This window comes from Bacillus massilinigeriensis, from assembly GCF_900117315.1.
In the GTDB taxonomy this organism is placed as follows: Bacteria; Bacillota; Bacilli; order Bacillales; family Cytobacillaceae; genus Bacillus_BE; species Bacillus_BE massilionigeriensis.
This window is the reverse complement of sequence record NZ_LT630337.1, coordinates 2,197,168-2,219,602: the sequence shown is the minus strand read 5'-3', so window position 1 is coordinate 2,219,602 and position 22,435 is coordinate 2,197,168. Positions and strand designations below refer to the sequence as shown.

32 protein-coding genes and 1 riboswitch are annotated in these 22,435 nt (G+C 35.6%); of the genes, 21 read left to right on the top strand and 11 right to left on the bottom strand.

From position 1 onward, the window contains the following. The first annotated feature begins 260 nt into the window (after positions 1–260). The 5 genes from BQ6100_RS11080 to BQ6100_RS11065 all read left to right on the top strand — a co-directional run bounded on the left by BQ6100_RS11080 (position 261) and on the right by BQ6100_RS11065 (position 1,440). A complete protein-coding gene (locus BQ6100_RS11080; RefSeq protein ID WP_075981691.1) occupies positions 261–362 on the top strand; it encodes a YjcZ family sporulation protein in 102 nt (33 codons plus the stop codon). 22 nt (positions 363–384) lie between these two features. After that, the gene (locus tag BQ6100_RS11075) at positions 385–510 is read left to right on the top strand and encodes a YjcZ family sporulation protein (RefSeq protein ID WP_075981690.1); all 126 of its coding nucleotides are present in this window, start codon (positions 385–387) and stop codon (positions 508–510) included. Positions 511–629: 119 nt separating this feature from the next. Then, positions 630–839 (top strand): YozQ family protein, encoded by a 210-nt coding sequence (locus tag BQ6100_RS11070; RefSeq protein WP_075981689.1) that lies wholly within the window; start codon positions 630–632, stop codon positions 837–839. 61 nt (positions 840–900) lie between these two features. Beyond that, a complete protein-coding gene (locus BQ6100_RS21460; protein ID WP_173719833.1) occupies positions 901–1,062 on the top strand; it encodes a hypothetical protein in 162 nt (53 codons plus the stop codon). 168 nt (positions 1,063–1,230) lie between these two features. Beyond that, positions 1,231–1,440, top strand: a complete 210-nt coding sequence (locus BQ6100_RS11065) for a cold-inducible protein YdjO-related protein (protein WP_084780340.1) — start codon at positions 1,231–1,233, stop codon at positions 1,438–1,440. 73 nt (positions 1,441–1,513) lie between these two features. Here BQ6100_RS11065 and BQ6100_RS11060 read toward each other — a convergent pair whose 3' ends face one another. Beyond that, positions 1,514–1,714 (bottom strand): hypothetical protein, encoded by a 201-nt coding sequence (locus BQ6100_RS11060; protein ID WP_075981688.1) that lies wholly within the window; start codon positions 1,712–1,714, stop codon positions 1,514–1,516. Between the two features lie 193 nt (positions 1,715–1,907). Beyond that, positions 1,908–2,086, top strand: a riboswitch (Lysine riboswitch). Between the two features lie 113 nt (positions 2,087–2,199). On the opposite strand from BQ6100_RS11060, the gene BQ6100_RS11055 reads away from it, so the two are divergent. After that, the gene (locus BQ6100_RS11055; protein ID WP_075981687.1) at positions 2,200–3,633 is read left to right on the top strand and encodes an amino acid permease; all 1,434 of its coding nucleotides are present in this window, start codon (positions 2,200–2,202) and stop codon (positions 3,631–3,633) included. Between the two features lie 71 nt (positions 3,634–3,704). On the opposite strand, the gene yhfH is transcribed toward BQ6100_RS11055, so the two are convergent. Further along, the gene (gene yhfH / locus BQ6100_RS11050; protein ID WP_075981686.1) at positions 3,705–3,839 is read right to left on the bottom strand and encodes a protein YhfH; all 135 of its coding nucleotides are present in this window, start codon (positions 3,837–3,839) and stop codon (positions 3,705–3,707) included. 262 nt (positions 3,840–4,101) lie between these two features. Here yhfH and BQ6100_RS11045 point away from each other — a divergent pair, with 262 nt between their 5' ends. The 7 genes from BQ6100_RS11045 to BQ6100_RS11015 all read left to right on the top strand — a co-directional run bounded on the left by BQ6100_RS11045 (position 4,102) and on the right by BQ6100_RS11015 (position 10,025). Further along, a complete protein-coding gene (locus BQ6100_RS11045; protein WP_075981685.1) occupies positions 4,102–5,874 on the top strand; it encodes an ATP-binding protein in 1,773 nt (590 codons plus the stop codon). A 111-nt stretch (positions 5,875–5,985) separates the two neighbouring features. Next, entirely contained in the window at positions 5,986–6,189 is a 204-nt protein-coding gene (locus BQ6100_RS11040) for a DUF1657 domain-containing protein (protein WP_075981684.1), read from the top strand. Positions 6,190–6,357: 168 nt separating this feature from the next. Further along, entirely contained in the window at positions 6,358–6,564 is a 207-nt protein-coding gene (locus BQ6100_RS11035; protein ID WP_075981683.1) for a DUF1657 domain-containing protein, read from the top strand. A gap of 11 nt (positions 6,565–6,575) precedes the next feature. Beyond that, positions 6,576–7,445 (top strand): DUF421 domain-containing protein, encoded by an 870-nt coding sequence (locus BQ6100_RS11030; RefSeq protein ID WP_075981682.1) that lies wholly within the window; start codon positions 6,576–6,578, stop codon positions 7,443–7,445. A 193-nt stretch (positions 7,446–7,638) separates the two neighbouring features. Continuing rightward, positions 7,639–8,355, top strand: a complete 717-nt coding sequence (locus BQ6100_RS11025) for a 3D domain-containing protein (protein ID WP_075981681.1) — start codon at positions 7,639–7,641, stop codon at positions 8,353–8,355. A gap of 176 nt (positions 8,356–8,531) precedes the next feature. Continuing rightward, entirely contained in the window at positions 8,532–9,098 is a 567-nt protein-coding gene (locus BQ6100_RS11020) for a YkoP family protein (RefSeq protein WP_084780338.1), read from the top strand. Positions 9,099–9,206: 108 nt separating this feature from the next. Continuing rightward, positions 9,207–10,025 (top strand): metallophosphoesterase, encoded by an 819-nt coding sequence (locus BQ6100_RS11015; protein ID WP_075981680.1) that lies wholly within the window; start codon positions 9,207–9,209, stop codon positions 10,023–10,025. A gap of 61 nt (positions 10,026–10,086) precedes the next feature. On the opposite strand, the gene BQ6100_RS11010 is transcribed toward BQ6100_RS11015, so the two are convergent. The 4 genes from BQ6100_RS11010 to BQ6100_RS10995 are packed head-to-tail and all read right to left on the bottom strand — an operon-like array spanning position 10,087 to position 10,983. Further along, complete coding sequence (locus BQ6100_RS11010; protein WP_075981679.1) at positions 10,087–10,338, bottom strand: sigma-G-dependent sporulation-specific acid-soluble spore protein CsgA; 252 nt, start codon at positions 10,336–10,338, stop codon at positions 10,087–10,089. A 7-nt stretch (positions 10,339–10,345) separates the two neighbouring features. After that, on the bottom strand, positions 10,346–10,549 hold the full coding sequence (locus tag BQ6100_RS11005; RefSeq protein ID WP_075981678.1) for a hypothetical protein: 204 nt from the start codon (positions 10,547–10,549) through the stop codon (positions 10,346–10,348). Between the two features lie 17 nt (positions 10,550–10,566). Then, positions 10,567–10,755 carry a YbxH family protein gene (locus BQ6100_RS11000; RefSeq protein WP_075981677.1) on the bottom strand — a complete coding sequence of 63 codons (189 nt, stop codon included), beginning with the start codon at positions 10,753–10,755 and terminating at the stop codon, positions 10,567–10,569. A 36-nt stretch (positions 10,756–10,791) separates the two neighbouring features. Next, on the bottom strand, positions 10,792–10,983 hold the full coding sequence (locus tag BQ6100_RS10995) for a hypothetical protein (protein ID WP_075981676.1): 192 nt from the start codon (positions 10,981–10,983) through the stop codon (positions 10,792–10,794). A 168-nt stretch (positions 10,984–11,151) separates the two neighbouring features. Between BQ6100_RS10995 and BQ6100_RS10990 the strand changes: the two genes are divergently transcribed. Beyond that, positions 11,152–11,487 (top strand): SCP2 sterol-binding domain-containing protein, encoded by a 336-nt coding sequence (locus BQ6100_RS10990; RefSeq protein ID WP_075981675.1) that lies wholly within the window; start codon positions 11,152–11,154, stop codon positions 11,485–11,487. Between the two features lie 41 nt (positions 11,488–11,528). On the opposite strand, the gene BQ6100_RS10985 is transcribed toward BQ6100_RS10990, so the two are convergent. Beyond that, on the bottom strand, positions 11,529–11,867 hold the full coding sequence (locus tag BQ6100_RS10985; protein WP_075981674.1) for a winged helix-turn-helix transcriptional regulator: 339 nt from the start codon (positions 11,865–11,867) through the stop codon (positions 11,529–11,531). Between the two features lie 138 nt (positions 11,868–12,005). On the opposite strand from BQ6100_RS10985, the gene BQ6100_RS10980 reads away from it, so the two are divergent. The 3 genes from BQ6100_RS10980 to BQ6100_RS10970 all read left to right on the top strand — a co-directional run bounded on the left by BQ6100_RS10980 (position 12,006) and on the right by BQ6100_RS10970 (position 13,990). Then, entirely contained in the window at positions 12,006–12,773 is a 768-nt protein-coding gene (locus BQ6100_RS10980) for a DODA-type extradiol aromatic ring-opening family dioxygenase (protein WP_075981673.1), read from the top strand. Positions 12,774–13,168: 395 nt separating this feature from the next. Next, positions 13,169–13,471: an iron-sulfur cluster assembly accessory protein gene (locus BQ6100_RS10975; protein WP_075981672.1), complete on the top strand. Its 303-nt coding sequence runs from the start codon at positions 13,169–13,171 to the stop codon at positions 13,469–13,471. A gap of 81 nt (positions 13,472–13,552) precedes the next feature. Beyond that, entirely contained in the window at positions 13,553–13,990 is a 438-nt protein-coding gene (locus tag BQ6100_RS10970) for a peptidylprolyl isomerase (RefSeq protein WP_075981671.1), read from the top strand. 71 nt (positions 13,991–14,061) lie between these two features. Here BQ6100_RS10970 and BQ6100_RS10965 read toward each other — a convergent pair whose 3' ends face one another. The 3 genes from BQ6100_RS10965 to BQ6100_RS10955 all read right to left on the bottom strand — a co-directional run bounded on the left by BQ6100_RS10965 (position 14,062) and on the right by BQ6100_RS10955 (position 17,430). After that, positions 14,062–15,597 carry a solute symporter family protein gene (locus BQ6100_RS10965; RefSeq protein ID WP_075981670.1) on the bottom strand — a complete coding sequence of 512 codons (1,536 nt, stop codon included), beginning with the start codon at positions 15,595–15,597 and terminating at the stop codon, positions 14,062–14,064. A 2-nt stretch (positions 15,598–15,599) separates the two neighbouring features. Then, complete coding sequence (locus tag BQ6100_RS10960; protein ID WP_075981669.1) at positions 15,600–15,950, bottom strand: DUF485 domain-containing protein; 351 nt, start codon at positions 15,948–15,950, stop codon at positions 15,600–15,602. A 433-nt stretch (positions 15,951–16,383) separates the two neighbouring features. Then, positions 16,384–17,430 carry a lactonase family protein gene (locus BQ6100_RS10955; protein WP_075981668.1) on the bottom strand — a complete coding sequence of 349 codons (1,047 nt, stop codon included), beginning with the start codon at positions 17,428–17,430 and terminating at the stop codon, positions 16,384–16,386. A gap of 252 nt (positions 17,431–17,682) precedes the next feature. On the opposite strand from BQ6100_RS10955, the gene BQ6100_RS10950 reads away from it, so the two are divergent. Continuing rightward, positions 17,683–18,084: a hypothetical protein gene (locus BQ6100_RS10950; protein ID WP_075981667.1), complete on the top strand. Its 402-nt coding sequence runs from the start codon at positions 17,683–17,685 to the stop codon at positions 18,082–18,084. 16 nt (positions 18,085–18,100) lie between these two features. Beyond that, positions 18,101–18,385 carry a YxcD family protein gene (locus tag BQ6100_RS10945; RefSeq protein ID WP_075981666.1) on the top strand — a complete coding sequence of 95 codons (285 nt, stop codon included), beginning with the start codon at positions 18,101–18,103 and terminating at the stop codon, positions 18,383–18,385. Between the two features lie 120 nt (positions 18,386–18,505). Here the strand turns inward: BQ6100_RS10945 and BQ6100_RS10940 are convergent, their stop codons facing one another. Next, positions 18,506–19,423: a VanW family protein gene (locus BQ6100_RS10940; RefSeq protein WP_075981665.1), complete on the bottom strand. Its 918-nt coding sequence runs from the start codon at positions 19,421–19,423 to the stop codon at positions 18,506–18,508. Positions 19,424–19,683: 260 nt separating this feature from the next. Here BQ6100_RS10940 and BQ6100_RS10935 point away from each other — a divergent pair, with 260 nt between their 5' ends. Both BQ6100_RS10935 and BQ6100_RS10930 read left to right on the top strand, forming a co-directional pair. Continuing rightward, on the top strand, positions 19,684–20,817 hold the full coding sequence (locus tag BQ6100_RS10935) for an acyl-CoA dehydrogenase family protein (RefSeq protein ID WP_075981664.1): 1,134 nt from the start codon (positions 19,684–19,686) through the stop codon (positions 20,815–20,817). A gap of 263 nt (positions 20,818–21,080) precedes the next feature. Further along, positions 21,081–22,283 carry an acyl-CoA dehydrogenase family protein gene (locus tag BQ6100_RS10930; protein WP_075983527.1) on the top strand — a complete coding sequence of 401 codons (1,203 nt, stop codon included), beginning with the start codon at positions 21,081–21,083 and terminating at the stop codon, positions 22,281–22,283. Positions 22,284–22,435 lie beyond the last annotated feature (152 nt).

The following is a 22,435-nucleotide window of genomic DNA, read 5'->3' as shown; positions in this document are numbered from 1 at the left end:
ACGAAAATGAATTATTCTCTATAAACACGCTGAGCTATAAAATATCCAATGGACTTTCAATATAAGGTGCTTGCCATAATAAAGATATCAGCATCTAGAATCATTAGTAACAAATGTTATTGGATTTATTCACGCGTTGACTGGCTCCTTCGTATGAAATTTTTTCATTACAGTATATTTACATTAAATGTGATATGCGCCTATACCAATTTCTTGCCTAGTACATAAAATACCGGTAGATGTCATGGGAGGTGGATAACATGAGTGCAGGCGCTGGTTACGGCGGAGGCTTCGCCTTAATTGTAGTATTGTTTATTCTTTTAATTATTGTGGGTTCAGCATATGTAGGTTGGGGATTTTAATCTGACGAAAGGATGTGCGGTTATGCCATTTGGTGGATACGGATATGGATGTGGTTATGGCTTTGGAGGGTATGGTCATGGCGGTGGTTTTGTATTAATCGTCGTTCTATTTATCCTTTTAATCATTGTTGGAGCAGCTTGGCTCTAAGCCTTATTAGGATTTTTCATATGGTGCTTGGCATCCAAGGTGCCTGGCACCATTTTTTAGTATGTTTTTTAAACTTTTGTATAAAATAACCCTATACCTTTTGAAAGGGGCTGTTCTATATGAAAGAAAGGAACCAAAATGAGCAAGCAGGTATTGCCGATCGAGTATATGAGCCAGAAGACTATCAAAAAAAAGATCAGGTTTCCTCTGGGTTAGCAACAACTCATGAACAAGTAAGCGATACCTTCACTGAAGGAGAAATTCACGCCGTTTTGGACGATGTTAGTGGGGAAGATATTGAAATACCTAGAAAAGGATACGATGAATAAATAGTCTGAAGAAGCTCATTCTTATTCATGAATTGGTTGTGAGAAAAAAGGAGGGATTTTTATGGCTCCAAAAGAAGCTCAAGATGACATGAGTCAATATAAAATGCCTAAAGCATTAAGGGAAAAAAGAACAGCGAGCTACCGGGTAGGATACACAGCAACTACAGGTAATCAAACTCCAGGAGAACCCGATTTAGGAAAGAGGTCTGATTTACGAAATTAGTTCAAAGAAGCAGTCTATTGACAAGCTTCTTTTTCATTTGTTTTCTTCTAAGATAGAAAATTTGTTCTGAAATTTCTATTACATGAATATAATAAAAATTGGTACAATAAGTAATGAACTTCCTTTTTTTGGTCAATACTTGTATAAAACGAACTAATAGTTTTTTATATGGATATTAAGGGGGCGTTACCGATTTTTTTTAATAAAAAAGGGCAGGATGATAAACCTGAAATGGTGATGACGGATGTTGAAGTATACTCATGCATGGATGACAATTGTAATGGGTGGATGAGAAAAGAATTTGCCTCCAATGATTTGAAATGTCCTTTGTGTGGAAATGAAACTTCCATGGAAATTCGTGAGCTTCCGAAGATTTGAGTCATTCATCTCTAGTGAATTGACCCACTTAAACCAATGCTGTTTAAGTGGGTTATTTGTGTTTTATATTGGTTTACAAAGCGTTGTTTTCATTTTGCTGGCCCAGTTCCTTTTGAGCAATTATGGCGTTTCCCTCTTCAAGATGTTTGTGCTCTGCTATCGAATCCCCGTGAACTCTTTTTAAATTAGGGAAGGCTTGATCGGTCTTAATGGTCATCTTTTGTTCTTTAGGCGCGTTTGTTAAATAGCTTTCTTCGTTTTTATCTACATCCACTTCATTCACCTCTTAATTCTTCCATACTAGTATCATTCCTTATTTTTCACCTCTCATGTAGGCAATTTTTATGTGATTTGCATCCATTTTTCAATCTATTTTACTTTATTAGAATACTTTTATAAATTGACTTCAAGTTCTCCTTCTAGTACCCTTATTGACATAACTTAATTATTATTTCCTCATCAGCTCAAGGTGAGGTAGAGGTTGCGGTGTTTATTAGTATGTTAAATGAGAGGCAGGGAACTCAGAGATTTTAACAAAAAGGAAACATTGCCGAAGCGCTAAAAATTCTCTGGTTTTGGTAGCTGGGACTGTCTCCGAATAGGAACAGGACTGTCATAGCTAATGCTATGTTGAACTATCCATTTTTCCTGATGCGGCTGCGAATAGCACACGTATCGTGTGTTTTTTTTATGTCTAAATAAACACTGGATAATATCTATAATATGGGCTCGAGGGATAATCGAGAGGAGATACTGATAATGGGTCAAAATAAAAAATTTGGATTTTGGATCTTAACTGCTCTTGTTGTAGGGAATATGGTTGGATCTGGAATCTTTATGTTGCCGAGATCGTTATCTGAAGTTGCAAGTCCTGCTGGAGTAATTGGGGCTTGGCTGTTAACTGGGTTAGGTGTACTGTTCACTGTATTAGTATTTGGAAATTTAGCTATTCGGAAACCCGAGCTTTCTGGTGGACCACAAATATATGCAAAGGAACTATTTAAAGCAGGCTCCAAAGCTTCCATTCTCTCAGGATTTATGGCTTCATGGGGTTACTGGATAGGAAACCTAGCCGGAAATATCGCCATTATTACAACCTTTGCTGGGTATTTATCAACATTTTTCCCTATTTTGACAAGCACGGCTGTATTATTTTCAATTGGATCATTTACTTTAAAGGTCGGAAATGCATTAACTTTTGCTGTATGTACTCTATTATTGTGGGGAACAACCTTTATTGTTTTAAAAGGAATGGAAGGTGCAGGTAAACTAAATTTCGCTGCGACTGCAGCAAAAGTAATTGGCTTCCTACTATTTATTATTATTGGACTTTTTGCATTCCAAAAGACGATTATTTTACCTTTTGTAGCACCAAGGGTCGATGAAGCCGGGAATACTCTTGGATTTTTCGGACAGATCAACAAAGCTGCAATTACCACACTTTGGGCTTTTGTCGGAGTTGAATCAGCTGTTGTATTTGCACCTCGTGCTAAAAAGGTAATCGATGTAAAAAGGGCCTCTATTTTAGGGCTATTTATTGCTTTAGCAATCTACATGGGAATTAGTACTCTTGTTATGGGGATGTTAACTCAAGAGCAATTAATTTCATCTGAAAAACCTTTAATCGACGCAATTGAAGTGGTGTTAGGTCCAATTGGTGCAAAATTATTAGCAGGTCTTGGATTAATTAGCTTATTTGGCTCTTGCTTAGGCTGGGTGATGTTAACAGCTGAAATCCCATATCAAGCAGCCAAACATGGACTGTTTATTCCAAAATTCGGTTGTGAAAATAAAAAGGGTATCCCTGCATTTGCTTTAATTACTACCAACATGTTTGGACAGTTGTTTATATTCTCGACTATCTCTAATTCAATCTCACAAGCTTTTGATTTTGTCATTTATATTGCAACACTATCCTATCTCGTTCCTTATTTCATCTCGTCGGTGTTCCAACTAAAGCTTGTCTTAACAGGAGAAACATACAATGGAAGCATTCGAGCAAGAAGAATGGATGGGATAATTGCAGCTATTGCTACTATTTATTCTGTTTGGGTCATCTATGCAGGAACAGCCGATATAAAGCTGTTTATATTTGGTGTTTTATTGATTGCAAGTGGAATCATGTTTTATCGCCAAGTAGCAAAACCATCTTTAAAAAACAGTGGGAAAGAAAAAGAAGAAAGGTTAGCATAATAAAAAAAGTATGAGCCCATTCTTATAAGAATAGGGCTCATTTTATATTCTGAATACACTTTTTCCGTCCATTACTCAGATTTTTTTGAAAGGCAATGATCACATTCTAATAGGTAAGACTCTGCTTGTTCTTCAATTTGTTGACCACACTCTGGACAAACCTTTTTAGGCAGTGTACGGAAAAACTCAACTGGACTTTGAATCATTTGAAATCCCCCTTTTTATAATACAGTTAATAGTATTCCTTTCTGTTGTAGTACAGTATACACAAAATTTTATCTTTTGTGTAGGCTTTTTTATAAAATTTTCTAAAAGTTTAGACAGGATTAGAGGGAAAATTAGAGTAGATATTGAATATGGAGCCATTATTATATTTTACTATATTATCTCGATAAAGTTTTTCTTCCATGTTTTATTGGTTTCCATTACAATCATAGTAGTAACTAACGTGCCATTGAGGTGAAAAATGTGAATGAAATATTTTTTTCATACGATCCAATCTTATTAATTACTGCGATTATCATTACTTTTATTTCTTTATTCACTGCAATAGATTTATTTACATTAATTGATTCATCCGAAAGAAATAAACGCTTTTTGTTTTTAGGAGGCTCATTTTCGCTAGGGATAGGAATCTCTGTCATGAACTTTATTGGTGTCTTAGCCCTTGAAAATAATGATTCCATTACCTATAACATCCCAATTATCATTCTCTCTGTCTTAATAGGCATTTTATTTATAAGCCTTGCCTTTTATTCAGTTATCAATCGTAGGGTAAAAATATTGCATATGATTATTGCAAGCAGCTTTATGACCTTAGCTGTTTTTTTCATCTATTTCTTTGGAATGTATGCAATGAATGTTCATATCAAATTTCAACCAGTTCTGTTATTAATTGGTGGGATATTAATATTTTGTTCATTTTTATTCGTCGTATGGATGCTATTTCATTCAAAAAGCTTTTTATACACTTATCAAATGTGGCTGAAACCAGTAAGTGCCATTATTGGAACTGGTTCTATTATTGAGGCTCATTTCTTATTGATTAAGTCATCAACTTTTTTCACAAGAGATGAATTACAGCAGTCACAGGCAACCCAAATTGTTTACCTTGTTCTTTTGCTTTCTCTCCTTATTGTGGCAGGGTTAATCGTTTCGAGTACGCTAATCAGTAAGCGCTGGATTGCTTCTAATAGGTATTTAAAAGATATCAAATTTGCCTTAGACCAATCTGCTATTGTTGCTTTCACAGATGCAAAGGGAATGATTACGAGTGTGAATGATAAGTTTTGTGAAATATCTGGGTATACTCGCGAGGAATTAATTGGAAAAAACCACAGCATTCTTAATTCCGGCTTTCATTCAAAGGCCTTTTTTAAGGAACTTTGGAAAACGATTGGTCAAGGTAGGGTTTGGAAGGGGGAAATTCGTAATCGTGCAAAGGATGGTCACTATTACTGGGTAGATACAACCATCGTGCCATTTTTGGACGAGGATGGAAAACCATATCAACACTTATCGATTCGAAGTGATATTACTGAGAAAAAGAAAACAGAGTCTATCCTACATAGACAAGATAAGCTTGCAGCAGTGGGCCAATTAGCAGCGGGGGTTGCACATGAAATTCGCAATCCACTAACTTCGATGAAGGGATATGCCGAATATTTACATGAGAATATAGCAGATATACAGAAGAAGGAATTTGTAGAGATCATTTTAGACGAAATTGATCGAGTCAATCACATTGTTGAGGATTTTATGGTACTCGCAAAGCCAAAGGCAGCCCTTTTAGAAGAAAAAAATATCATTCCTATGATTCATAATGTGATTTCATTACTTGAATTCGAGGCAAAAAGAAGGCATGTAAAGATCATTTTTGAAGCGGAGAAAGATATGATCCAAATTGAATGTGATGAAGACAGGCTAAAGCAAGTATTTATAAATTTAATCAAAAATGGGTTGGAAGCAATGCCTCATGGTGGTGAACTGACAGTAAAAGTAAATATGCAAAAAAATCAGGTGAAAATCTCCGTTCACGATACTGGTGTAGGGATTTCAGAGGATAACCTGAAAAATATTGGAGAACCATTCTTTACAACCAAGGAAAACGGGAATGGTCTAGGATTAATGGTCAGCTTTCAAATTATAGAAAGCCATAATGGGAAGGTATTTATCGAGAGCGAGCCTAATAAAGGATCAACCTTTACTATTTTATTACCTTTAGAAACAGAAGTAATTTAAAAGCATTCAAATTTGACATAAATTTCATTCATTTCGTTTACATGAAAATCCTCATTTTAGAAATAATATGACTTGTACTGAGTACATTAATTGGATAAAGGGGATGAAATTGTGACTGTAGGTTCCCAGGTTAAGCAAACAATAGCAGGCTTAAAAAGTGCACAAGCGAATTTTGAAACATTTGCATTGGGTACAGAAAATAAAAATGCAAAACAATTATATCAACAGGCGGCTCAGCAAACACAAGCGATCATCGATCGTGTTCAGCCACGTCTTAAAGAAATAGAACAAGAAGAACCCCAATATAATCAATAATTTTGAGCTGTCCCAATGATAAAGATGTAGGGCGAAATATCATTATTGGTATTTTGCTTAGCATCTCATGGGACAGCTTCCTTATATTTCTACATAGAGGTTAATTTTGCAATTGGAGTGGAATGAGACTCTTGACTTTGAAAGACATCAAATAAGGGAGAAATAATTATGACAATCGCTTCAAACGTAAATCAATGTATCGCCACATTAAAAGGGATTGAGGCTCAGCTATCAAGTTTAGCTATAAACTCTCAAGAAGAGACTGCTCAAAAAATTTTTCACGAAACGATGCTTGTAATAAATGATATCCACTCAGAGTTAACGAAGAGGAAAACAGAGCTTGAGTTAGAAGAACCACAATATAAGCCTTCATAAACTTTCCTGAGGTGAATCATATGTCAGAATGGTTTGAAATTATCCTGCGGTCATTGCTATATCTCATAACTTTATTGTTAATGACAAGAATTATTGGTAAAAAGCAGTTGTCAGAATTATCCTTATTTGAATACATCTCAGGGATTACCATTGGAAGTATTGCGGGCGAAGTAATTATGGGGTTGGACGGGAATATCTTTCACGGAGTGCTTGCCATTGGTATCTTTGGGATTGCTACCGTTTTAGTAGATATTTTAACCATGAAAAGTAAAAAAATGCGAGAGCTTATTGATGGAAATGCCACCGTTTTAATAAAGGATGGAAAAATATTAGAGGAAAACTTGAAAAAGGAAAAGTATACAATTGATGAACTAACATCACTTCTAAGACAGAAAAATGTATTTAAATTGGCAGATGTTGAATTTGCCGTATTAGAGCCTAAGGGTGATTTAAGCGTCCTGTTGAAAAGGGATAAGCAGCCTCTTACTCCAAAGGATATTCAGTTGCAGGTTCCACCAGAGAAGGAGCCTCACACCATTATCATGGATGGAAAAATAATAGATGAACCTTTAACCGCTTCAGGGAAAACAAGAAAATGGTTAAATCTAGAGCTAACAAAACTGGGAGTGACTCTAGATAATGTGTTTCTTGCTCAAATTGATTCCTATGGTGAGCTGACCATTGATATATACAATGATAAATTAAATGTACCTAGTCCGATGCAGAGACCCTTACTATTTGCAATGATGAAAAAATGTCAAGCAGATTTAGAATTATTTTCACTAAGCACAGAGTCTCAGGAAGCTAAGAAGATGTATAGCAGAAATGCTGAAAGATTAATGGAATGCATAAAGAAAATTAAGCCATTTTTAACCTCATAATGACACAAATTTAAGAGCATCCAAAATGATGCTCTATTTCTATTAGTTGGAAGCAAAATAACTAAAGGTAATACTCCTGTAATATTTCTGTTATATCCGTCATTGAATTAATATATGCTTGTCCCAAACCTGAAATAATTATTTGTTATGATAAAAACCGATAGCGAAACAAGCAAATCGGGAGGTTTTTTATTTGAAGAAAGCTTTACTAGCGATTTTGGCAGCCGCTACCATCACAAGTTCCTTCGCTGCAAGTGCACAGGCACAAGAGATTACAGTTAAAAAAGGGGACACACTTTCAGGTATCTCAAAAAAATATCATGTCTCTGTATCTGATTTGAAAAAATGGAATCAATTAAAATCAGATAAAATTATCATAGGTAAAAAGCTAGAAGTTTCACCAGCTAAAAGATACATAGTAAAGTCAGGAGATACAATTTCAGGCATTGCTAAAAAATATCATGTGTCTACAGCTTCAATCAAGAAGTGGAATAAATTAAAGTCTGATAAAATAGTTATCGGCCAAAAACTTGTCATCAATTCAAGTACAAATATTTCAAGCCCTGTATCAAAAGCTGCAACTAAATCATCTGCCAAAAAATCAACACAAACAAAAAAGACAAAAGAAATTACCGTTACAGCAACTGCATACACAGCAAAATGCAAAGGCTGCTCAGGAGTAACAGCAACGGGTTTTAATCTTAAAAAGAATCCAAAGGCAAAAGTTATTTCTGTTGACCCTAAAGTGATTCCATTAGGCTCCAAGGTGTACGTTGAAGGTTATGGTTATGCACGTGCAGAAGACACTGGCGGTGCCATAAAGGGGAAAAAAATTGATGTATTCGTAAGCTCCCAAAAGAAAGCATTAAAATGGGGGAGAAAGAAAGTTAGGATAAAAATTATTGACTAACTAAATTAATAGATTAGTAGAATAAAAGAAAAGGTTCTAGCAAATTTTTGCTGGAGCCTTTTTTCACTTCTTGAATATTATGTAATAAATGCTTATTCCTAAATGGTTTATTAGCCTGAATAAGGACAAGTTCCTCAGGTTAGAGTAACATTGAAAGGAGTTGAAAAAGGTTAGCAATGAGTATACGGCCATTCATTATTTCGCTATGGAATCTGTTTGATCCCATATATTTTATTTTTACTCGACTCCACTATATACCCTCAAACAGTGATATACCTTGTATTTTTCGAGTAAGAACAACACGATATAGAGGGGCTGATATCATATTATCTGATGGTACATCAATTAAGAAAAATGACCTTCTCTTGAAAATTCACCTTCATAATTCACGAATATTAAAGGAATCATTAATTATTCGCCATTCATTAAAAAAAGGAAGAGTCGTTTATAAAATGGTTTTACATTCTATGCCCATTCTTGCGGAATATATCGAAAAGCATCCAAAACGCCAATTAATTAAAGGAATTATAGGAGTAACGACCATTAATAAGGGAGTTAAGTCCCTTGGCTTTGACCTCGTCTTTCCAAAAAGTAAATTATACCAATTACTAAAAAGAATTATGCAATTTCCAATTTATGCTCTTTCAGCTACAACCTTTTCACTTGAACAGATAAAGAAAAACAAACCAGTGTATTTACTCATGTCCGTCGATAAGCTTTGTCAAAAATATTTAAAAGTATAGGCTGGTTTTTCTTCTATTCATCCCGAAAACGAATATCCAGATTCCCCATCAACTCCCACTTTCAAATTCCCCTTTCTCTTAATATACTTTTAAGAGGAGGGGGATAAAATGTTTATTATTATCGTAATTTTTGCCATATGTTGTATTGGATTTTTCCTTTATAGATCTTATGAAAATACCAAAGACGTTGTTATGAATACAATTAAAATGTCCCACTCAAAAATCACTGTTGCTCAAAAGAATCTAACCATCCTCCATCTATCGGATATTCATTTAGAAAATATCTCGATATCTCCAGAGGATCTTTATAATAAAATTAAACGACAGCCCATTGACATAATCGTATTAACAGGGGATTACTTGGATAGAAAACGAAGCATACCAAAGTTGATTCCTTATTTAGAAACGTTGAATAGAGTTAAACCAACATACGGAACATATGCTGTTTTTGGAAATCATGACTATTTTCTAAGAACCTCCAACTTTAATCGGTTGAAGCAAACATTAGAGGAAAACGGTTGTTTAACTATGCAGAATGAGCATATTAGTCTAGATATTAATGGGGAAGCATTAAATATTATTGGAATAGATGATCATAGTACAAAACGAAGTGACATGAAAAAAGCCTATAAAAATTTACCTAAAGGGTATAACCTTATCATAACTCATGATCCCAATATCGTACTGGACATGAGGGAGTATCATTATGATTATCTCCTTTCTGGACATTTTCATGGCGGACAAATTCATTGGCCAAAGCCTTATCATTTATTAAAAATGGGGCGGCTAGTCCGAAAGAAAATGGTGAAAGGCTTGCATTATCATGACGGAAAGCCTTTTTATATTAGTGAAGGTTTAGGACAAACCGGGGTTAACATAAGAGTAGGTAGTAGACCTGAAATAACCATTCATGAAATTTCAATATAAAAGCGTCAGCTCCACATGAAGAAATCCCATGGATTCGTGCATGTGGAGCTGACATTTTACATTACAATAATAATTCATATACTTCATTCAATTGATACGCTCTTTTATCATCGTTCGCTTCCTTAGCATGATTTATTTCCTCGGGTAAAATCCTATTTAAAAAATCTACTTCCTCTTCGCTTAAGTCTCTAACAAATTCACCTTCAGATTGATAGGAATGCTTTTGAATCTTTTTATAAATATGTTGGCTTAGAGAATTTCGGTCTGTATAATTGGATAATATTTCACGTAAATAAGCCAAAGTATGATCCATTCTTTATCTACTCCTCAAAAAAGTCTTTAAATTCCTTTATATTTGTTTCTTCACTGTTGTGAAAATAAGGATTGTTTTCTGTAGAATCCTTTGGATCTAAATTTGTTTTAATTACTAGAATTGGTTTTGAGGAGGACCGTTCTGCAATGATTCGGTCATCCAATGAATCAAAGTCCGGCAATTCTTTGTTTCCTGGTTTTCTAGGTTCCAAAATCAGCACCTCCATTATTAGATATTCTTCTCACAATATGTATCAACCAATTGTTCAATTTGATCATGCTCGGGGAATTTTCCATTAAAATTGAAGGGAATTTCTTCAATGAATTCTCCATTTTTATATACATGTACGGCTCCTTTTTGATGAATTACGCTAAATTCAGGCTCAAATCGAAGCCCATTTTTTTCTATTGCACCCACAAGCAAGCCTCCTGTTGTAATCGTGTGCATTTCATGTTATCTCTCATATGGAAAATCGATATGAACTCCATTAATAGAAGCAGGTTTATCATGATTATGTTCTACTGAATACATGTATTCTCGAAATTCTCTTTGAAGTTGGATTGGTGCTCCTTCCTTTAAGTGCCAATTACCTGGCTCATCGACAAAATATGGACTATTCATAAAATCAGGTCGTTTTCTAGGCATATTGTACACCTCACTTTGAATATGATTATCAGTAGTATGATTCAAATTATAGGCTGCAATTCATCCACGTATAACAAAAATTTTACAAAATTTCTGAAAAATGGTTGATTAAGTCAATTTGATAGGTTATATTTCAAGGTGAAAAATGATCGAAAAGGGGAGAAAGGAATGGCTGTTAAAGAAACGATAGAGGGTTTATTAAATAGAATCAATGAAAGTCCTGAAGGTATTTCAGGTGTAAATGTTACCTATCAGTTTAATTTAAGCGGAGAAGAAGCGGGAGTATACCAATTGAAATTTGCTGAGCAAACGGGAAAATTAATAGAAGGGGAGAATGAGAAAGCAAACTGTACATTAAAGCTTTCTGATAAGAACTTTTTAAAATTAATCAATGGAACTTTAAATCCAACAACTGCATTTATGATGGGTAAAGTAAAAATTGAAGGCGATCTAGGATTGGCAATGAAGCTGCAGTCGATATTAGGTAAATATCAATCTGCCTAAGAATTCCAATAAGTATATTGAAGAAAAGCAATTAGGCTTATCTAATTGCTTTTTTTATCGTCTTCCGTTTTGATCCATTCTTTTGACCATTTTTCAAGCTCATTGAGCACTGGTCCGAGTGAAGCTCCTTTTTCTGATAATGAATATTCTATTCTGACTGGTGTTTCAGGAAAAACCTCACGTATAACAATTTCTTCCTGCTCTAAGCTTTTTAATCTGTCAGAAAGTAGTCTTCCGCTAATAGGAAGGGATGACTCGATATGGCAAAAACGCTGTGGTCCAGACATTAATTGATAAATAATTAGTCCAGTCCATCTTTGGCTTAGAATACTCATTGCTTTTTCGAATTTTGGACATAATACCTTTTGATCTTTATTCATATTTTAAACACCTCTTCTATATTATATAAAAAAATTAATAGAAGTAACAAATTTATTAATATAAATTAGTTGAATTGACATAATTAATTTATTAAAGTAAACTTACTTACATAAAGTAAGTATTAGGAGGATTTTTAAATGGTACCATCCTTATTCTTGGCACATGGTTCCCCAATGCTTGCCATGGAAGATAATCAATATACAAGATTTCTAAATTCCTTGGGTGAACAAATTCATCCAAAGGCAATAGTCATTTTTAGCGCCCATTGGGAGAGTGAAGTCCTTACCATATCCTATACGGATGATGAGTATGAAACGATTTATGATTTCTATGGGTTTCCAGATGAGCTATATGCTATTAAATATCCTGCAAAAGGCTCAAAAGAAGTGGCGAATATTATTGAAAAGAGACTGGAAGCCACAAATATTAAAGTGCAGAGGGATCATTCGAGAGGCTTAGACCATGGTTCATGGACTCTTCTATCAAAAATGTATCCTAAAGCAGACATCCCGGTCATTCAAGTATCTGTACATCCTTTTCTTTCACCAGAGGATCAATACAAGATTGGTTCAGCATTGAAGGGTCTTGGAAAAGAAGACATATTGGTGATAGGTAGCGGGGTTACGGTTCATAATCTTAGAATGGTAAATTGGGGCTCGAAAACACCAGAACCATGGGCTATTCAGTTCGACGATTGGTTAATTGAAAAGGTTGAAAATAATGACCTTCAATCACTTTTTCATTATGAACAATTAGCTCCCAATGCAAAATATGCTGTCCCAAGACCTGAGCATTTTGTCCCATTCTACATTGCATTAGGTAGTGGCGAAGATACAAAAAAAGCAAAGATTATTTATCGTAGTTATGAATTTGGTACTCTAAGTTATTTGTGCTACCAATTTTAGAAGCAGGGACGGTTGCTTACTTCATTTTTGGTTGGATGTGTTAATGCTCATTGTTGATAGGTTGATAGTATGAAATGTTGATTTACGTTCCAGATGCGTAGAATCCTCTAAAATGCTATCGCATCTTTATCATGCAGTGTTTTATTAATGAAGATGGTTCAATGTACTACTGTAGGAGTTCAGGCAGGGGAGACTCGACAGGAGCGTACGCGATGAGGAGACTCCCCGAAATTCCTGGGAACCGCTCTTACCTGGAACGGAAATCAACATTCAAGTTTTAACTAGCTTTTGATTAGGAAGCAGAGAACCGTCCCCATGCTTCCATAAATTTTATTTTTCCTTGAAATCATGAGATAATATGACAGTGAAAAATGAGTTTAGAAGGAGATATCACCATGAATGTGAAAATCAATCGAAATGCAGCAAAGGTATTGAAGAAGATGCTTGAGAGGGAAGATGCTCAAGGGAAAATGTTACGAGTGTTTGTATCAGAGAGACATGGAGATCATGCACACTATGCAATAGATTTTGATACGCCTAATGAACATGATGAAATTGTTCATACTGATAAAGGAATCGATGTTCTTCTAGATAAAAGAGATAAACATCTTGATGGCGTCTGGATACAATACTTCTATGTTCCGAAAGAAGAATTTGTTGTAACCAATCCATCAATGGGTTATCATCATCATCACTAGGTAAAAAATAGCTTTCACTTTCATTTCCATAGTTTCTCATGTATGATAAATTTGGCTTTTGAATAAAAAGGAGATGTGAACATGACAAAAAAAGGATACATACAAATGCAATCCGGTGAAAAAATTGAATTTGATTTATTTGAAAATGAAGCACCAGGTACAGTTGCAAACTTTGAAAAATTAGCAAATTCAGGATTTTACAACGGAGTCACTTTTCATAGGGTAATTCCAGGCTTTGTTTCACAAGGGGGAGATCCTACCGGAACAGGAATGGGTGGCCCTGGCTATACTATTAAGTGTGAAACAGTAGGAAATCCGCATAAACACGTTGAGGGATCGCTATCTATGGCACATGCTGGTAAGGATACAGGGGGAAGCCAATTTTTCATCGTACATGAACCTCAACCTCATTTAAATGGTGTTCATACTGTTTTTGGTCAAGTTACATCAGGTATGGATACAGTAAAAGCAATGAAAAATGGAGATGTTATGGAAAAAGTAGAGGTTTTTGAAGCATAATTGTTTCAACAATAATAAAAGAGATCGCTTCTAAAAGAAGTGATCTCTTTTACTCTTTTGTCTGTTATTAATTAAATACCTTCACGATAACCCGTATTGGCACGTACTTCAACTTCAGCATATCTCTTCGCGTCTGATTTTCTAGAAAGAACCGTTCCAACATAGGCCCCTATGAAACCAAGCGGAACTGATACAATCGCTGGATTTGTTAATGGGAATAATGGTTCCCCAACGAAAATTGCAGCTCCTTCCACTGGGTTAAATACATTTGGACTAATTGCAACAAGGACGATTGCAGATATTAAACCTGTAAGCATTCCAGTAATTGCACCTGCTGTATTAAACTTTTTCCAATAAATCGTATAAATAATAATTGGTAGATTTGTACTTGCAGCAATACAGAATGCGATGGAAACTAGGAATGCTACATTCATTTTTTGAGCGAACAAGGCAAGTAGGATTGAAAATGCTGCAACTCCAACAGATGCCCAACGAGCAGCTAACATTTGTTGTTTTTCAGTGATCTTGCCTTTTTTGATGATTTGACCATAAATGTCATGGGCGAATGCTGAAGCGCCAGTTAATACTAGACCGGCAACAACCGCTAGAATTGTGGCGAATGCAACTGCAGCAACAAAGGACATTAAGAAGTCTCCACCAAGAGCTTTTGCTAGAAGAGGGGCAGCCATATTACCTGCAGCATTTGCACTAATAATATCTTCAGACCCTACAAAAGCAGCTGCTCCAAAACCAAGGAAAATAGTCATGACATAGAAGATACCAACAATCCATGTAGCCCAAATAACGGATGAACGAGCTGTTTTTGCATCTTTAACGGTAAAGAAACGCATTAGAATATGTGGTAATCCAGCAGTTCCTAGAACTAGGGCAATCATAAGTGAAACTGTGTCTATTGGATTTTTATACTTTACACCAGGATTCAGATAGGCCTCACCTAATGGAGTAGCAGTTTTCAATTCATCAAACATGCTAAAAATATTAAAATTAAATTTTAAAAGAACTAAGAAGGAAATGACAATTGTTCCTGCCATCAAAAGGATAGCCTTAATAATTTGAACCCAACTAGTTGCAGTCATACCACCAAATAGAACGTAGATTGTCATCATTACTCCGACAATTAAAACGGCCATCCAATAATCAATACCGAATAAAAGTTGAATAAGTGCACCTGCTCCAACTAATTGTGCAATCATATAAAAAATTACAATTGTAAGAGTACTTAATGCAGCTGTAGCTCTAACCTTTTTCTGATCAAATCGAGCGCTAATCATATCAGCAATCGTATATTTACCGAGATTCCTTAATGGCTCAGCAACAATATACAATACAACTAAATAAGCAACTAAATAACCAACACTAAAGAAAAATCCGTCAAATCCACTTAATGCAATGGATCCAGCGATACCTAAGAAGGAAGCCGCGGATAAATAATCTCCAGAAATGGCAATCCCATTTTGCCAACCGGTTAAGCCTCCACCTGCTGTGTAAAACTCATTAGCCGTTTTTGTCTTTTTCGCAGCGATATAAGTAATGTAGAGTGTGATTCCAACAATGATTAAAAAAAGTATGACAACTGTAGCGTTCAATACTATTCACCGCCTTTTAATTGGTTTTCATCTAATATTGCTTTTGCTGATTCATCAAATTTTGCAGCCTTATTAACATATACATGGCATAAAATCCAGGTTACAATGAATAATGAAAGCGCATACAGCCAAACCCAAGTAATAGATCCGATGGCCGGTTGGTGTAAGACTTTTGTGTAAGATGTGAGAATAGGAAGTAAGATATAAACTGCGAGAAAAAAGATCGTGAGGGGTACAATAAATTTGGTTTTCTCTTTTTTAAGCTGTTGGTACTTTTCACTACTGGCAATTCTCTCAAAATCTACTGCTTTTCCTTTTTTTGCAGATTTAACATTTTCTGCAACTTGTTGCATTGAAACATCCCCTTTCTAAAATTCGAAATTTTTTACATTTTTAGAATATATTGAAATGTGTCAAATTGTCAAACAACTTTTCGCAAAAATTCCAATAAATTTTCACAAAGTTTTCCTTGAATTAGGGTGAATACTATTGCAAAAAAACGTAATATATGATTGAAAATATCGAAGTATGCATAATAATAGGTAAATGTTGTAAATATCATGGTTGTTTGAGAGGGAAGTTATTCTATTAATAAAGTATATTTTGAATTCGAGATAAATACTATTTATTCTAACCCTTTATATTGTAAAATAACTTTCATTACGAAAAGGAAAAAATGGAATGATGAAGAGAAAACCCTAAAAAATGAAAAATGGTCATAAACAAAAAAAGAGACTGAACAAGGAAATGTGAACAGCACAATTCATTAGTCAGTCTCTAATTATTCTATAAAAATTTTACACAAACAGGATCAGGAACAGCAATATCTGATTGTAATAAAGCGAGTTTTCCTGATTCTGGATTTCTTTCAAATAAAACAAGATTTCCTGATTCTTGATTAGTTGCTACAATAAATTTCTCAGTCGGATCAAGGACAAAATCCCTCGGCCAATGACCTTCTGTTGAAACTCGTTCGATTAAGTTAAGTTCATTGGAAGCTTCATCAACGCTAAAAACAGCAATGCTATTATGACCTCTATTCCCTGCGTAAACATATTTTCCGTCTTTCGAAATATGAATGGCACTCCCTTGATTTTTCCCAGTGAAGTCAATCGGTATGGTAGAAATAACCTGTTTAACTGTAAAGCTTCCATCCTCTGAAAGGTATTGTAATACAATCACCTCTGAGCTAAATTCAGTCATGACATAGGCAAATGGCTTTCTTGGATGAAAAACTATATGTCTAGGTCCGCTGCCAGGATGGACTGATAAAGTATTTCTTTTCGTAAGTTGACCATCCTTAAAAGAGTAGGTGATAATTTTATCTATTCCAAGATCAACTGCAATGATAAATCTTCCATCTGGTGTAAATCCACTAAAATGAGTATGGGCCTTTTCCTGCCTCTCGTCAGGACCAGAACCTTTGTGTTGTGAAATGGAAGAAGTAGATTGAATACTTCCATCCGGATTTAAAGAGGATGCCTCAATTGTCCCTTTATGATAGTTCGCTGATAGAACGGTATGAAGTTCCTGATTAACACCGACATAACAAGGGGGTGCTCCTTGAGAAACGTGACTATTTATAAAATTGAGTTGTCCATTTGGATTGATGGAGAAACTTGCAATACCTCCGTTTTCCCCTTCTTTTGCAACAGAATAAAGGAACCTTTTGTCATCTCCTATTGCGATATAGGTTGGATTCTCTATTTTTGCCGCAACTTTTACATCCTCAATTTTTTTTGCTTTTGTATCAAGCATAAAAGAATAAATTCCTTCACTTTTTCCGTTCGTGTATGTACCAACATAACCAATGTATTGATTCTGTTCTGCCATAAATTGAATGCCTCCAAGGGAATAAATTATTTGTTGGTTAGTCTCCAATAATAATAAAGTAAATTAATAAATATTCCAAGTAACAGCATTTCCATTTTGCTCAACAAATAATTGGTGAAAATTGATCATCATTATAGTACTCATAAAGGGAAAAATAAAAATGAAACTCTTTTGTTTTTTATTCGTATAATATCTTGTCAAAAAAATTGATAGCAAAGTTTTTTGAAAGAAAAAGAGGGGGATTATTTCTAAATGTTTAAGAAAATTATCACAGCTATATTGACCTTTACTATCATGTTTTCACCAGTAGGGAATAGCATAGTACATGATCAACAAACTGTAAGTGCTAAAGGCTACAAGTCAGGAATCAAAAAGTATAGAAGCGGAGGAAATAATCAATATCAAAAGCAAAATCCAACCTTCAATAAAAAATATAATTATTCGAAAAAAAGTAATTATAGATCCACAAGAAATCGAGGTTTTATGCGTGGTATGCTTTATGGCGGCCTTGCTGGATTTTTAATTGGTGGTCTACTGAATAGTCTAGGACCATTCGGAGCAATAGTTGGATTAGGAATTAATTTACTTGGAATTTTCGTTTTATTCCTAATCATTCGCAGAGTCCTTTCATCGATGAGACGGAATCGATATTAGGGGAGTGGATGCGGCTTTGACACTCAAAATATCAGAACAGGATATCGTGAATTCCATTTGCTTGTATATTGCAGAAAAGAAACAGATCTCTCCAGAAGATGTTGAGGTGGAATTGATGTTTGATGATGATTATGGATATTCGGCTGAGGCTTATTCCTTGGGGCGAAAACAAATTCTGATTACTCAAAACATCATTGAAGCCATTCGAATTTGGTTAGAGCATGTTCTCCATCAAGACCCTTTTTCACCAATTGAACTAATATTGGATGATGAGGAAGGGATTATTGCTATAGTTGGCTAGACTTTAGTATGAAATCAACTCCATTGAAAATACCTATCAGGAATTGGGCTAAAGTGGAGTTGTTAAATAATAAATAACCGGGCGGTTTTTGCCCGGTTTATTTTTCTTAATATCATTCCCTCACTGACCAAAGGTGAGTATTTCCTTTGACAGTTTATGTGAGGCACTTGGAACCTTTTTTGGCTCATAATTTATGATATCAGAGGAGAAAATTCGAATAAGGACTCTTCCGTGATTTGCTCTTGTTCGTATCAAAATGGGCTGGTTGTACTCATTTTGAAAGCTAAAATCGGGTCCATACCAGCTTACCGTTGCATCTCTTCCTGGTGGCACATAAGGGACGAGCTTACTGTGAGAATAGCGTTTGAGTATTTTTAGACCAGCATTATCAACTGCATTAAACAATGTGGAGGATACTTGACAAATCCCGCCACCAATCCCTTCAGAGAGCTCTCCCTTAACGATCACAGGAGCAGTTAAATATCCTTTTGCAGCTGTACGTTTTCCGACTACTTTGTTAAAAGAAAAGGTTTCACCAGGAAAAAGAACATAATTATTGATTGCGTTGGAAGCAAGAAGAATATTTTGTGACCGCGCTTCATTATTGGCATTAAAATAAGTTACATATTCACCAATTTTGTGAGAATTAATTTGTGAAATCAATTCGCTATCTACTCTTGGATAAATGGTTTGAATGGGTATCTCCATTTTTCCGCCACCCTTACCAAAATAGTAGGTCAAAAAAAGCTCATAGAATCTTTGCCTATTTAAGGTTGAACCCGCTCTTTCTTGAATAATTCGGCCCTTCTCATCTAGGCTTGCGTTAATTGGCATCTGGTAAACAATTTTTTCTAATTTATCGGCAAAACCTTTCACCATCTCTTGGTAAATAAAGGGTTGCCCCTGATAAGGTATAGAAAAAAAGTTGCGATTAACTGAAGTGATTGGCATGTTATTATGGGTGACCAATAAGTTATCATCTTCCATATTGGTAGGACTCGCCAAAAGTATAATAGCTGATAGCCATAACATTTTCATTCTATCCTTCAACCTCCTATCTCTAGTGTCTTCCAATCATTTATTTAATATGAATAAAAACATAATAGGAATTGTATAAGGTGGTGGATGCTTGAAACAAGTTTCATTCGATATTTTTTCAATTTTCAAGCAATTATGGTTGATTATGTCAATTTTGTTTAATATCATAAAACTATAAATATATTTCCTTCCTCTAGAATAAAATGTTTTAGATTGTACTAACCTGCTTCACCAATAATCGACCAGAAGGGGGAATACCTTTGATTTCATTTAAACCAACAGATGATGAAATAGCATTTGTAGAACTAGCAAAAACATTTGCTGATGAAAAATTGCGTCCAAATGCAAGATTGGTAGAAAAAGAAAAGAAAGTAGACGATCTAATCGTAAAGAATATTAACGAATTAGGGTTTACTAGTCTAGAACTTCCAAATCTTTGGGAGGGGATGGAATTACCTCTAACTTCTCAAGTACAAATTCTCGAAGCCTTAGCTTTTGGTGATCTGGCAATCGTCCAAGGATTACCTGGCATTGGAGAGGCTTCCTCATTCATACGTAATCAGCCACAAAATCCTACATTCACTACGTTAAAAGCATCTCAACAAAATGGCCATTGGCCAACAGCAGCATTTCTATATGATCAAGAAGCAAAAATAAATATTCACTTTGATGGGAATCGATATGTACTAAATGGATGTTCTAACCCAGTAAAAATGGCACAAATGGCAAAATTTCTACTAATTGCTGGAAATGATTCAAACGGAGAACCTATTATTCTTTTCCTTAAAGAAAACAATCTTGTTGGAAGGAAGAAGGAAGGAGAATATCGGCTGGGGCTATTGGCATCAGGATTTGCACGATTGAATTTTGAAAATACTGTCATTGAAGTAGATAGTATTGTAGCAAAAGGAGAATCTGCAAAAAGTCTTTTGGCTGACTCATTGACACGGATTCGAGTGATAGAGGCTGCAAAAGAGGTGGGTCTAATGTCTGCCGCATTAGCCTATGTGATCGACTATACTTCAAGCAGGAAGGCTTTTGGACAGGAGATAGCAAAATTCCAAGGTGTATCTTTTACAGCTGCACAAATGGCTATTCATACTCAGAGCGCCCGAAATCTAGTATTATATGCAGCTGATCGTGTTGATAAACAAGACGAGGATGCTAGCTTACATAGTCTATCGGCATTAAATTTTGCCCATCGTGCCTTACGTTTTGTAACTGATAATGCTGTTCAGCTTCTCGGAGGACATGGCTACGTTCAAGATCATCCAGTAGAAAAGTGGATGAGAGACGCACAAGCTCAGGTAAATATGTACGAATCGGAACAAAATTTACTCAATCAGAGTGGAGAAGAAATTTTATCACGTCTGAAGATGGAGGTCGTCTTATGATATCTTTTGAGCTTTCACCTGAACAGAAGCAATTAAAGGAAATCGTTCATTGGTTTGCAAAAAATGAAATGAGACCAATCTCTTTACTTGCCGATCAGCTAAAAATGGTACCAGATGATTGGCTTCAAAAGGTAAATAAGATGGGAATAACAGGCGGTGCTGCTTCGTTTGCAAATAGGTTAAGTAAAAGCAAGAATGAAAATATGGAAGATCAAAAAAAAGAAATGCAAGCAAATCGAATGGGAGTCATTGCCGCAGAGGAAATGGGCTGGGGTGATGCTGCTNAGGAAATCGTTCATTGGTTTGCAAAAAATGAAATGAGACCAATCTCTTTACTTGCCGATCAGCTAAAAATGGTACCAGATGATTGGCTTCAAAAGGTAAATAAGATGGGAATAACAGGCGGTGCTGCTTCGTTTGCAAATAGGTTAAGTAAAAGCAAGAATGAAAATATGGAAGATCAAAAAAAAGAAATGCAAGCAAATCGAATGGGAGTCATTGCCGCAGAGGAAATGGGCTGGGGTGATGCTGCTATCGCATTAACCCTTCCTGGACCTGGTTTAGGTGGGCCACCTGTACAATCAAGTGGTACTCCAGAACAAAAGAAACGTTTTCTGTCCATCTTTTCTAAGGATGAGGAGCCACGCTGGGGAGCTTATGCCCTGACAGAACCAGAAGCAGGTTCTGACGTGTCTGGGCTTCAAACAACTGCAGTTAAAGTTGATGGTGGTTATGTATTAAATGGTCAAAAGATTTTTATTACTAATGGAAAGCGTGCCTCATGGGTAGTTGCCTTTGCAACAATTGACAAAAGCTTAGGAAGAAGGGGCCATCGCGCATTTGTGGTTGAAAAAGGAACACCGGGATTTACGTGTTCAAGAGTTGCAGACAAAATGGGTCTTCGAGCATCTGAAACGGCCGAGCTAGTCTTTGAGGATTGCTTTGTTCCTGATGAAAATTTGCTTGGTGGTGAAGAATACTATGCTAATAAAAGCTCTGGTCCATCGGGATTTCGCGTTGCGATGAAAACGTTTGACAGCACACGTCCAATTATTGCGGGAATGGCAACGGGAATTGCCCGTGGAGCTTATGAAGAAACACTAAATATTATTAAACAGGAATTTCCAAAGCATGGGAGAAGCTATTATATTGCATCAGAATTAATGGCACAAATTCATCAGTCTATTGTAGCCGCAAGACTCCTAACATGGGAGGCAGCATGGAAGGCAGATACCGGTCAAGCAAATGCAAAGGAAGCGGCTATGTGTAAGGCCTATTCAGGTAAAATTGCAATAGAGGTTACTTCTAAATGCTTAGAATTACTTGGCTCGGCTGGATTAGAAAATAATATAGTTGAAAAGCTATACAGAGATGCAAAAATATATGATATTTTTGAAGGAACCAATCAAATTCAACAGCTAATTATTGCTCGCCACTTATATGAGCCGTATGGTATAAGAGTTTAATAGAAAAAAGCTGTCCCAACATGCCCCTGGCACATGGAGACAGCTTTTTTCTATTGGCTGTGTTAAAGTTCATTGTTGATATTAAGACATGTTGATCTACCTTTCAGGCGTGAAGACTCCTCTAAAAATGCTTTAGCATTTTTATCGTGCGA